The sequence below is a fragment of the Methylobacterium symbioticum genome (genome assembly GCF_902141845.1).
Lineage (GTDB): Bacteria > Pseudomonadota > Alphaproteobacteria > Rhizobiales > Beijerinckiaceae > Methylobacterium > Methylobacterium symbioticum.
Genome location: NZ_CABFPH010000138.1, coordinates 1 through 11187 on the forward strand (window position 1 = coordinate 1; position 11187 = coordinate 11187).

General features: G+C 66.7%; 11 protein-coding genes and 1 pseudogene. 4 read left to right on the forward strand and 8 right to left on the reverse strand.

Features of this window, described 5'->3' with window-relative positions; translation table 11 throughout:
- Positions 1 to 30 precede the first annotated feature (30 nt).
- On the reverse strand, positions 31 to 1002 hold the full coding sequence (locus MET9862_RS26195; RefSeq protein WP_306438915.1) for a carbohydrate porin: 972 nt from the start codon (positions 1000 to 1002) through the stop codon (positions 31 to 33).
- A gap of 738 nt (positions 1003 to 1740) precedes the next feature.
- On the opposite strand from MET9862_RS26195, the gene MET9862_RS26200 reads away from it, so the two are divergent.
- The gene (locus MET9862_RS26200) at positions 1741 to 1938 is read left to right on the forward strand and encodes a hypothetical protein (protein WP_053622096.1); all 198 of its coding nucleotides are present in this window, start codon (positions 1741 to 1743) and stop codon (positions 1936 to 1938) included.
- A 432-nt stretch (positions 1939 to 2370) separates the two neighbouring features.
- Here MET9862_RS26200 and MET9862_RS26205 read toward each other — a convergent pair whose 3' ends face one another.
- The 4 genes from MET9862_RS26205 to MET9862_RS30795 all read right to left on the reverse strand — a co-directional run bounded on the left by MET9862_RS26205 (position 2371) and on the right by MET9862_RS30795 (position 6313).
- Complete coding sequence (locus MET9862_RS26205; protein WP_053622095.1) at positions 2371 to 3846, reverse strand: efflux transporter outer membrane subunit; 1476 nt, start codon at positions 3844 to 3846, stop codon at positions 2371 to 2373.
- 116 nt (positions 3847 to 3962) lie between these two features.
- Positions 3963 to 4232, reverse strand: a complete 270-nt coding sequence (locus MET9862_RS26210; RefSeq protein ID WP_053609210.1) for a hypothetical protein — start codon at positions 4230 to 4232, stop codon at positions 3963 to 3965.
- A gap of 1182 nt (positions 4233 to 5414) precedes the next feature.
- Positions 5415 to 5786: a hypothetical protein gene (locus MET9862_RS26220; RefSeq protein WP_053622086.1), complete on the reverse strand. Its 372-nt coding sequence runs from the start codon at positions 5784 to 5786 to the stop codon at positions 5415 to 5417.
- Positions 5787 to 6058: 272 nt separating this feature from the next.
- Positions 6059 to 6313, reverse strand: a complete 255-nt coding sequence (locus tag MET9862_RS30795; RefSeq protein ID WP_142585899.1) for a recombinase family protein — start codon at positions 6311 to 6313, stop codon at positions 6059 to 6061.
- Here MET9862_RS30795 and MET9862_RS26230 point away from each other — a divergent pair.
- The 3 genes and pseudogenes from MET9862_RS26230 to MET9862_RS26240 all read left to right on the forward strand — a co-directional run.
- A pseudogene (locus MET9862_RS26230) lies at positions 6260 to 6582 on the forward strand (transposase); the annotation flags it as partial. The gene MET9862_RS30795 and the pseudogene MET9862_RS26230 sit on opposite strands and share 54 nt — an antisense overlap.
- Before the next feature lie 320 nt (positions 6583 to 6902).
- Positions 6903 to 7349, forward strand: a complete 447-nt coding sequence (locus tag MET9862_RS26235) for a hypothetical protein (RefSeq protein ID WP_142585896.1) — start codon at positions 6903 to 6905, stop codon at positions 7347 to 7349.
- A gap of 161 nt (positions 7350 to 7510) precedes the next feature.
- On the forward strand, positions 7511 to 9211 hold the full coding sequence (locus MET9862_RS26240) for a hypothetical protein (RefSeq protein ID WP_142585897.1): 1701 nt from the start codon (positions 7511 to 7513) through the stop codon (positions 9209 to 9211).
- A gap of 123 nt (positions 9212 to 9334) precedes the next feature.
- Here MET9862_RS26240 and MET9862_RS26245 read toward each other — a convergent pair whose 3' ends face one another.
- The 3 genes from MET9862_RS26245 to MET9862_RS26250 all read right to left on the reverse strand — a co-directional run bounded on the left by MET9862_RS26245 (position 9335) and on the right by MET9862_RS26250 (position 10705).
- On the reverse strand, positions 9335 to 9652 hold the full coding sequence (locus MET9862_RS26245) for a hypothetical protein (protein WP_238178970.1): 318 nt from the start codon (positions 9650 to 9652) through the stop codon (positions 9335 to 9337).
- Positions 9653 to 9674: 22 nt separating this feature from the next.
- Positions 9675 to 9845, reverse strand: a complete 171-nt coding sequence (locus tag MET9862_RS29680) for a hypothetical protein (RefSeq protein ID WP_163006263.1) — start codon at positions 9843 to 9845, stop codon at positions 9675 to 9677.
- A gap of 434 nt (positions 9846 to 10279) precedes the next feature.
- Entirely contained in the window at positions 10280 to 10705 is a 426-nt protein-coding gene (locus tag MET9862_RS26250; RefSeq protein ID WP_053608425.1) for a hypothetical protein, read from the reverse strand.
- Between the last annotated feature and the right edge of the window lie 482 nt (positions 10706 to 11187).

Sequence of the window (11187 nt, forward strand, 5' to 3'; positions counted from 1 at the left end):
TCGCCCGTCGTCTACGAGCAGGAGACTGCGTCAGAACTGCCGATCGAGACCCTGCTCAGCCAAGCCCCCTGAACCGTCCACAAAAACGGGGCAATCCCAGAGACCGTAGGCATACGCGGCCTCCGCAATCACCAGAGCAGGATCGTTCGTGCGGAAGTTCGTGCCGGTGCGGTTGCGCCGCTGTGGGTCGGGGTCGTTGCCGCGGCGCGGCGGTCCCGCCGGGTCACCGTCGTAGATGCCGGCTTGCAGCGAGAAACTCCGGTTCGGCACGTACTTCGCACGCACGGCCGGAACGGCGAGCGGATAGATCGGTCCGCCACTCGGAATGACGGAGGCCATGATGTTGGGCCAGCCGAAGGTCGAATTGAGGAACAGGGTTCCTGTTTGGCTGACGGCGAATTCGGTGTCGGTCGCGAGTTGGCCGACCCTGATCCCGAGTTGGCCGTCGAAAAACCTCTGCTCGACCCAGAGTTCGTAGAGCCGGGAGGACGGCAGCGCCTCGATCGCGCTGACCGACATGAAGTTGTCGACGTAGTGGCGCGACAGGCCGGTGCCGTGGATCTGGTAGAGGTTGGTGTGGAAAGCCGCGTCCCGCCAACCTATCAGGGTGTCCAGGTCGGCGTCGAACTGGAAGTCGAGACGGCCCTCTGCGATGCCGCCGCGCCGTGCGCCGCCGGTGACGTTTCCGAAGCTCTCGCCGACATAGGTGAAGCTGTACGCGATGCCTCTCGTCCTCAGGAAGCTACGGGCCGCGAACGGATCGCCATACGGCTCCAATAGATCCTGGATCGAGGTGTTCAGGTTCGCGGACGGCCTGGCCGAGAAGTCGGGCTGGGCGACTGAGGTCTGGGGATCGTTGCCGGCTCCTCCCGGCCGGCCGAGGAAGTTCGGTTCGGCCGCGATCCGCGCAGTTTCCTCTAGAGGCGTTTGCGCCCCTGCCGCCTGGGCGAGGGCGAGAGCAAGAGCCAGCCATAGGGCAAGGGAGCGCTGCAAGGGCGGCACGTGGGGACGATCATTCTCGGAAAACACGCCACCGGCAGAGGGCACATTCTCATGCGTAGCCCCCACTTCGATGACGCTACACCAGTCGGCCGTCTGCCGTCTCGCACCGGTATCCCGAAGCTCATCGCCTCGGGCGCGCCCTGATCTCTCGTCCCGCAGTCGGGATCTGCCTCTCAGGGACGCACCACATGACTTTTAGAGGGTTCACTTGCCCAGGCCAGGGCCAACCCGCTGTCGACCGGCAGGCGAAGCGAGATGATTTTCTCTGGCGTCGACCAACACCGGGTCGAGTGCGCCGGCCCCAACACCGGCGTCGCGTCGGCTGAACTCGCTACGCCCGCAAGCGCGGCACGAGGCGCTTGCCCAGGCCCGCCAACGTCAGGGTACGTCTGCCGTCACACGGCTCTATGCTCCGCGCGCCGACATCGAGGCCACTCTCACTGGCAATCGGCAGCTTCGGTCTATGCCCAGCACCCCAGACCGGCATGGCAAGGGTCGGCTGCAGCACGGCGCGACGGCGGCGGCTGAGTGATGGGTTGGAGAGGCGTCCATGGTAGCGGCACCCTGCAGGGTGCTGCCAGGGGAGGGTTCATGGCCGCACTTGTCGCCGGACTTGGCGCGAATTGAGGCAGCTCTCTGCCGCATAAAGGGTCACCATGCCGCGAGCGAGGCAACCGTTACGGCAGCCAGGCCATTGGAAGGATGCACGTAGGTGCCCCCGCGTCAATGGAGACGATCATGCCCCAGAAAGCCCACACGGAAGCCGCCGAGCATCACGAGAAGGCGGCTAAGTCGCATCGAACCGCCGCCGAGCATCACGGCAAGGGCGACCACGCCGCCGGTCACAAGCACTCGACTGAGGCCCACGGTCACTCGACCACCGCCCATGAGCATTCGACGAAGGCACACGGCAAGAGCGGCGAGCACCACAAGTAGGGGTTAGCCGACGCAAGCCCGCCTTCGGTCTGTTCCGGTTGAGGGCGGGCATTCTGCCAGCGGTTGCAAACTCGGTCCGGCAGCGTGCCGCCTGGACCCGTTTCGCGTCTCCTCGCTAGCCTGCGCCACCATGAGCGCTGCGTTACCGAGGGCGTTTCGGGAGGATTTGTGGTTGGCTGATGATGGGTAAGGAGTCGATGGCTCCCGCCTCACGCCCCAAGATCGAGGAGGCTCTGGGCAAGTACGAAGGCTGATCCGAGAAACAGAAGGACGCCCGCGGCCGACAACGTGCCTGATCGCAATTCTCCACGACGCAAGTCAGCCTGCGCCGCAAGGCTCACCTCGGGTTGCCCAGTTCGCAGAAGGTGTCGGGACGAACCGATACTGGAAGAAGGGCGACACCGCCGGCTGCGCTTCAGAAGACAACATCCGTCATTCCTCGGGGTGCAAAGCCGGACCCTTATCGACCGGCAGGCGAGCCTCTACGAGTTCGTCGCGTGTCGGCAGGCTGCGCACATCCCAGCCGCCCCCCAGGGCCCGGATCAGCGCAACGGCCGTGGTTAAGCGGGCGGCCTGGATCTGCAGCGCGGCTACCCGGTTGCTGAGCTCGATCGCCTGGGCCGTGACGACGGTGGTGTAGTTCTGCGTGCCGGCCCGGTACTCGTTGAGTGCGATCTCCACGGCACGCGTGGCGGATGCCACTGCAGCCTGTTGCGCCACCTGCTGCCGTGCCAGAATGCGCGCTCCCGAAAGGCCGTCCTCAACCTCGCGGAACGCCGTCAGCACCGTCTGCCGATACGTCGCGACGGCAACCTCATAGGCTGCCCGTGCTGTCTGCAGGGCAGCCGAGCGGGCGCCGCCATCGAACAGCACCTCCGTTGCGGCCGCGGTCACCGACCAGAACTGGTTCTCGGCCGCAAACAGCGCAGCGGCTGGATCGCCCGAGAGGCCGCCGGAGGCCGACAGGCGCACGCTCGGGTAGAAGGCCGCCACAGCGACGCCGATCTGCTCGCTCTGCGCCTGAACTAGGCGCTCGGCCTGAGCAATGTCCGGGCGCCGCTCCAGCAGCGTCGAGGGCAGGCTCACAGGCACCCCGGGCGGCCGTGCGGCGAGCTGTCCGCGGGGGATCGTGATCTCCGACGGCGGCCGGCCGCTCAGGATCGCGATGGCATGCGCGAATGTGGCCCGGCGCAGCTCAACTGCAATGGCCGAGGCTTCGGTTGTCTGGAGCTGGGTCTGCGCGGTGATCACGTCCGAGCGCGCGGCGACACCGGCCGCGTACTGGTTCTGGGTGATCGCGAGGCTGCGCTTGTAGCCCGCGACGGTGTCGTTCAGGAGCCGCTGGAGCGACTCCTGGTAACGCAGCTGAAAATAGTTTGTGGCGAGCTCCGCTTGGCTCGTGAGGCGGATCAGCGCCAGGCTGGCCGCGCTGGCCTGAGCGGAGGCCGTCCCGCTCTCGATCTGGCGGCGGATGCGGCCGAACAGGTCGAGCTCCCAGCTGGCCGAGCCTTGCAGGGTCAGGGTGGTGCGTGCCTCGTTGCCACTCCCGGATTGCCGGATGCTGGGGGCGCCGATCACGGTCGGGAATAGCTGGGCGCGAGCTTGCTGGACCACGGCTCTGGCCTGCTCGTATCGGAAGATCGCCTGGCGCAGGGTCTGGTTGTCGACATCGACAGCGCGGATCAGGCCGTCGAGCACGGGATCGCGGAAGACCGACCACCAGGTGCCGCGCGCGACAGCGTCGTCCGGCTTGGCCACCCGCCAACCTGGCGCAGGGGAACTGCCGGCCTCCTTGAAGGCCAGCGGGGTCTCGGCCGAAGGGCGCGCGTAGTCCGGTCCGACGAGGCAGGCCGAGGTCAGCCCGGCAAGCGTCAGCACTCCGACGAGGCGCAAGCCCCGCGCGCGCATCATCTGCGCGGCCGCCGAGTGGTGGCTGGCGGGTCTTGGAGGGCTCCGGTGTCCCGTGTGGACCAGTCGGGCAACCCGACAATCTCGACCATGACGGTCAGAGGGCTCCCCCCGCTTCAGCGTTCCGACCGTTGAGCACGGCCCACGCGCTGTCCGCCTCGATGGCGGCGCGCCATATCACGGTTTTCCCGGATCCAGTAGGGTGAGAGGATGTCGCCCTCTTCGGTCACGATCCAGGGCCGTGCCTCCGGGTCGTGCAGCGCGTCCACAGCCGCGCAGAGCGCCTCGCGCAAGGTCGCGAACTCCCGACCCTGTCGGGTCTGCCCCGTCCCCGCTTCAAGCCAGATCGTCAGCTCGGCCCGCTTGTCGAGGTCGTCAGCCGTCATGCCTGGCTCCTCTGGCTCCTGTCGTGTGTCCCGAGGGGCTAACGCCGGCAGGTGGCATCTATTCGGCGGGCATGGAGCGGCTGTGTGACCGGCCGCGGCCACAAGTGCGAGCTACCAGGCGATCGCACCTTCCGTTCAGGTGCAGTTCAAAGGTGCACACCGAGGCTGACGATACGACGGCACGATACCCGTGCCTTTCACCCAGGAGAGAATGCAAATGACGGACGCGCCTCGCTTCAAAGCGGCCCTGACCGCCGGTCTGTTCGCCCTGGCGGTCGGTATCGGCTTCGTGTCGCTGTCAGAGCCGGCCGCCGCTCAGGGTCATGGCTATGGTCATTCCCGCGGCTACGGCGGATCCTACGGTCGCCACGGCGGCTCCGGCCGGCACGGCTATTCTGGTGGCCATGGACGGTCTTACGGCCGCCACGGAGGGTTTGGCCGCGGCTTTGGCTATGGGGGAGGTCACAGACGCTCCTTCGGCGGCCATGGCAGTCATGGAGGACAGGGCTACTGACCCTGCTCCGCCCCAGCGAACCATCAGCCCCGCGGTCGACGCGACCGAGGTGGCGGTGATGAGCGTGCCCCGGAACAAGGCAGGGCGGGGAGCGCCCGGTGAGACTGTGGCGCGAGCCGCCCAGCATCGTCGCGACCGCCACCTCTACGAAGGCCCACTCAAGTTCCCCGCTGCGATCCAGAGTGTATGGGTACGTCCCATTTGGCGTCAGAGAGAATACGGATCCTAATTCCGGCTTGAGCGTTAGTATTCGCGATAAAGACAAGGGAGGTCACGGTGACAATGAAAACGCCTACGGTTTTGCTGCTGACGTCGGTACTCGCGCTCGCACCAGCGACAGCCATGGCTCAGCACGTCGACGTCAACCCGGGTGGGATACAGGTTCAGGGCGGGGGCCACGGTCCTGCCGTGGTGGAGGAACGTCGCGATAGCGGTCACCATGAACGTCGGGAAGGGCTCCACGAGGAGCGGCGTGAAGGCCACGACGGCGGCGGACACCATGAAGAGCGGCACTAAAAGCGTCTGATTGATTATCCATCACCTGTTGATCGCGAGGCCTCCATTTGGCGCGCGCCTTGCGCTCAACAACATCGTGCTGTGGAACTGATCGAGGATTACAAAGACTTACTCAGCAGCAGGGTTCAATTTAGTCTGCTTGTAAGCTGAACTTAAGTTTTGGGCCCTCGCAGGCGGTGATATAAAGCGCGCACCGCGTCCATGTAGTCCTGATCCTGGTTCTTGGCGCAGAAGGCTCGCAGGAAGCCCACTTGCTCCTGCAGCGGGAAGGATGGCGGTGTGAGATCAAGTCCCTCGTCCACGCCCTGAGGCGCCCGGATCAATGCGCCGCTCATGAAGCCCTGCGCCCACGCGAAGTAATCACGCTGAAGCGCGGGATTTTCTCCGATTTCCTGATTGAAGCGGGCGCAGCTCGAGGCGCCGAGGCCAACGATCTTGACCGTCTCGGCCGTAGCAGGAGTTGATAACAGAATGGCAAGGGCTGCCGCCGCAATGCTCAGGATCGGAGTTTTCGTTCGGTTCATCGGATGACCTTGGGGTGGCGTTTATTGAACGTCAACCGAAGCGCCTCCGCCTCGGTCCGGGTTATCGGCCAGCCCCGCCCGAGCGCTGCTGCGTTTTGCATCGAGCCTCACGATCGATGTTGGCTTCATATTCGGCCAATGCCTCATAGAGGGCGCTTTTGCTAACCTTCCGGCAGGCGGCCGCTTCGCGCACCTTCAGGCCCTGCCCGATCAGCACCGGGGCTGTGCGCAAAATCCCTGGGGTGACTACGGGCTTGCGGCCGCCCTTGCCGCTAGCGGGCTGCGGCGGCGCTCAGCCCGACCCGCGTGCGCTCGCAAATGAGATCGCGTTCGAACGGACCTGGTGCTCCGAAGATGTGGAAGATCAACCGTCCGTTCGGGGTCGTGGTGTCGATCTGCCCGGTCAGGGAGCGCAGGGCCGCCCCTCTCCCCTCGAAGATCCTGCACGGTGTCGGCGAGGGCCGCCAGCACGGGCAGCCATCGACGATCCTGAGCGCTTCAAACGCTCTCGCGACGTCGGGCCGCATCTCGGTCTTGTCCCACGGCGTTACCAGTCGGGCGAAGTCGACGACACCGTGCAGCATCTCGAAGTGCGTCGACCGGCGGGGCAGAACGCTGCTGTACGAAGCCGCCGACGTGATGCTGACGCGCTGCAGGCAGCCCCTGAAGCTGAAGGCTCGGGCTCTGGCCATCGCGAAGCGCTGGACGATGCGCAAGGCACGCATCGTGCTCGTGCCGGCTGGCGATCATCATGCACGCGATGCTGCGGCAGGGCTCCGAGTTCAGGCCTGCGTAGCGGCTGACATCCCCGGCCAGGAGGCCGAACCGAACTCCCGAGCGGGAGCGACGCCCGAGGGAGGGAGCAGAAGATGGCATCGATTTTTTTAGCATGCGGCCTTGTGCCGGCTGCGCTTTCAACCGAGCCGCTCTGCACCCGGCTGACCCCATCAAGTGCCGCACGAGAACGGAGAGAACGCAGGCACCCGAAAGCGTCGAACGCTCAGGATCGAGCTGCCGCCCATCGATCCATTAGAGGACGAAATCGACCGAAAGCCGACGCGCGGTCAGGTCTGGCTCAAGATCGTCTGGTAGACTGGAGCGACGAGCGAGCATTGCGTGCAGCGGCGCGTCCACACCTATCGCGACTACATCGATCTCGACCGTCTGCGGGACCGGATCACGGCGCTCAACCCTGCGGGGCTGATGAACAAGGCGGTCGCGGCGCGGCTGAACGCCGAGGGCTTCGTCGCGGCACGCGGCTGTGCGTTCGCGGGCGGCAACGTCTGGCTGCTGCGGCAGCGCTTCGGCATTGCCACGGTCGAGATCAACGGCGTGAGCGCCAATCCACCGCGCTGGCCGGACGAGGACTACTCGATCCGGGGAGCGGCCGTTGTGCTCGGGGTGAGGGAGCAGACGGTGTTCAAGTACCTGGCTCGCGGCGACCTGAGCGGACGGCAATCAGCGAAGGGGCAGCCCTGGCAGATCACCCCGACCCCGGAGATGATCGAGGCGCTCCACGCTCGCGCACAACGCAACAAGCGATCAAGGAGGGAGACATCATGACAGCGTCGGGAACCTTGACCCGCAGGAGGCATCCTCACATGATGGACGCTACCCAGAACAATTCAAGCGAGCGCGTCGTTGCACGAGGCGACGCAGAACGGTGCGAACCATATCTGGCATCCGGTGCTGGACCCGGCACCCTGCGTCGGAGAATACCCGTGATGCCGTCGCCCCATCGCCCATCTCCCCGGCTCGGGGCTCTGATCGCCTCGATCACGATTGCGGCCCCGCTTTCGGCCCCGCTGCCGGCCCGCGCTCAGAGCGTCGCCGAGATGGCGGCCCGGATGGACGCGATGCAGCGGCAGATGCAGGCCATGCAGCAGGAACTCGCCGCCCTGCGCCGGCAGGCGGGGACCCAGCGGGCGGCGCTCGCCGGCGAGACCCGGGAGCGCCGGGTCCTGTCGCGGGAGCAGACCCGGCTCGCCGCCCGGACCGAGCACCAGCAGCGCGTGGCCCAGGTGGGCGGCCCCGGCGGGGCGCGGCCCGCCGTCAGCGCGCGCGCCCCGGTGATCCTCGCCAACGACCTCGTCTGCAACGCCGGCAGCTACGCGCTCGGACCGGCGATCTGCTTCACCCCCGGGGGCTTCGTCGAGCTCGCGGGCATCTTCCGCAATCCCAACGTCGTCTCGGACGTCGCCACCGACTTCAACGGCATCCCGTTCCGCAACGGCCCCCGCTCGCGCGAGAGCGAGTTCCGCTTCTCCGCCCGGCAGAGTCGCCTGAGCGGGCTGTTCACCGCGAAGGTCGAGCCGACGCTCCAGATATCGGGCTATTACGAGATCGACTTCCTGGCGGCCGGCACCACCTCGAACTCGCGCGAGAGCAACAGCTACACGCCGCGCATTCGGCAGATCTTCGCCAGCGTCGACGCCCTCGATACCGGCTGGCACGTCCTAGCCGGGCAGGCCTGGAGCCTGATCACCACGGACCTGTCGGGCATCACGCCGCTCAAGGAGCAGATCCCGCTCACCATCGACGCGCAATACGTGCCGGGCTTCAACTGGACCCGCAACCCGCAGGTGCGCGTGGTCAAGGACATCGCCCCGGGGCTGTGGGCCGGATTGTCCGCGGAATCGCCCCAGAGCGTGCTGCCGCCGAGCCCCTTCGCGGCCCCGAGCCTCGTCAACGTCAACAACACCGGCGACGCGGCGGGCCTACTCAACAATGCCACCACCTATTCGAACAACAGCGCCCCCGACATCATCGGCAAGCTCGCCCTCGAGCCGGGTTTTGGCCACTTCGAGCTCAAGGGTCTGGTGCGCTTCTTCGACGACCGGCTGAGCCCGACCAACCTCACCGCCGCGGTCCGCCTCCCCGGTCGGTCCGACACCGCACTCGGCTACGGCATCGGCGGCGCCGCGACGGTGCCGGTGATCGACAAACGCCTCGACCTCCAGGTCAGCGGCCTCGTCGGCCAGGGCATCGGCCGCTACGGCTCGGCGCAGCTGCCGGATTTCGCGCTGAAGGCCGATGGGTCGATCGCGCCGCTGCCCACCTTCCAGCTGCTCGCCGGCGCGGTCGCCCATGTCCAGCCCGGCACCGACGTCTACGTCTATGCCGGCTGGGAGCACGTGGCGCGGGCGGGCGCCTTCGACACCACGGGCTACGGCTCGCCCACTCTGGTGGTGACGGGCTGCGACGTCGAGGGCGCGGCGAGCGGAACCTGCCAGGCGGAGAGCCGCGACATCCGTCAGATCACCGGCGGCTTCTGGCACGACCTGTACAAGGGCAGCTACGGCCGCCTCGTGGCCGGGGCCCAGGTCTCCTACACCGAGCGCGACGCGTTCCAGGGGGCGTCCGGTGTCCAGCCGTCCAACCACCTCGTCACCGGCCTGACCTCACTCCGATACTACCCGTTCTGAGACCAGCCATAGGACTGAGTTGATTGGCCTGCCGCGATCAGCGATGTTCCATAGCCAGCCCTTATGCGAATGGCGGCACCCGAGTTTGGCTTGGCTCTCTTCAGCAGCTGTTAGCGGAATTCCTCAAGGCCGCAGCGCCTTGATCCAAGCCTGCACCGGATCCATCACGAACGACACGTACGCCGCCCACGTCCGCGCCCACCCATTCAGGGGCAAGTCGTCGTTGGGGCGGGCTGCCATCAAGGCCGCCACGTAGGCGTCCTCGTGGGGCTTGCACTCGTCCAGGGCGTTCCGCTCACGACCGGGTCGGCTGCCGCGTTCCGGCTGCCGGTCGTAGGCCTCGCGTACGCAGCCATGCCATGTCCGCTCCAAGGCTGGCAGTTCGGCCGGCTCGGCCGCCAGGGCCGAGACCGGCCCGGCCAGGATCGCGAGGAGGACCATGCCTCGGACAGGTATCGTTTGATTACTCATCGGACGCGCCGGACGGCTGCGCGTCCATCACAGCAGCGGCTATGGTTGTGCCGCCGATCGCCTGCCGGAGCTCATGTTGAGCCACGCCGTCGGCCAGCGCCACCAAGACAGCCACCAGCGCCACGGCGAGGGCAATGCGAACAAGGATCGGGCGGGTAGGCATAGGCGGCATCCAGAGGCCCAACCGGTGTATCAGAGGCCCTTGAGCACGGCTGCCGCGCTCGGAGCACACTAGGTACAGAAAGCGAACGGCAGAGCCTGCGCCACGGGCGTAGTGCCAGCATCAGCTCATGAAAAAACCCGCCGACCTGAGGCGGCGAGTTGTTGCAGGGCCCACGCTCTTCGATCCGGAGTGTCGATTGCCGCTCGAAGAGCCACTATCCCTGCCGGTCGTGGTTGGGTGGACCGTCCTGGTCCGCATCAGCGATGCGCGACGTTCGGGGGCTGGTGCCGTGATGTCTCATGGCTGACCTCCTCTCCGGTGCCGGCGCCGCATGCGATGCGCGCCGAGACCTTCAGGCTAGGAGCGTCCGCCAGGGTGTTGTTCATCTCGTGGCGGGCGGACCGCAGTGAGAACCATCAGGAAGCAAGCCGGCCTTAGGCATAGGGGCCGCCGAACAGATCACCCAATGCCTTCCGGCGAAACAGCGTGCGCCATCGCCGCCTCTGATGCTCCAGCCGGTCGTGGATCATATGGCAGCGCTGGCAGAAGGCAGCGAGGTTGGCGTCAGTGTTGTTCGAGGTGTCGTGATCGCGATGGGCAGCGGCAAGAATGACCCGCGTTCGTCGAGCCTGACCGAGGATGTCGATCCCTGCTGCGATCCGGATCCGTCTCCCCCAGCCGTCACGCCAGCGTCCGACATCTGCGTCCCACCAGCGGCCATCGCCGAGGTGGTAGACCATCCGCCCGTGCGGCCGTCCGCAGCCCTCACAGCAGCCTCTCGCTCGCCCGAACCGGATCGCGATCGAGAGCTGCGGCCAGTCGATGGGGTAGAAGAAGCAGTGCTCGGGCCGGATCGGCATGCTCTCTCGATCCGGTCAGGCAACTGCCCTGCCCCGTACGGTGGCAGAGATCTGCCGCACGGCTGCCTCGGCGCGCATACGGGCAAGCTCGTCCCCCAACGCGGTGTTCTCGGCATGAAGCCGCCCAGCATCCGCCGCGGTTTCCACCCGCATGTCCTGAGCAGCCGCCAGCTGTTGGCGCAGCTCCGCCACCTCGAGTTCAAGGGCGAGGTGATGGGCATCGGGTAAGGATATTACCGTCGGCGCAGTGGCGCCCATTCGAGGGCGAGAACCGCGATGCCGATAGTGCCCAGCGTCCCGGCCAGCATGACGAGGAAGGCCGCGGTGGTCATTCAGTACCGGATCCGCTAACCGCGCCGGCTGCCGCCGCGCTCAAGGCCGCTGCCAGGACTGCAACAAGGGCGGCCTCGATCATCGCAGGCGTCTCCCGTCCTCGGGTACCGCGGATAGATCGACGTTGTAGCCCTTCGCGGCGAGGGCCT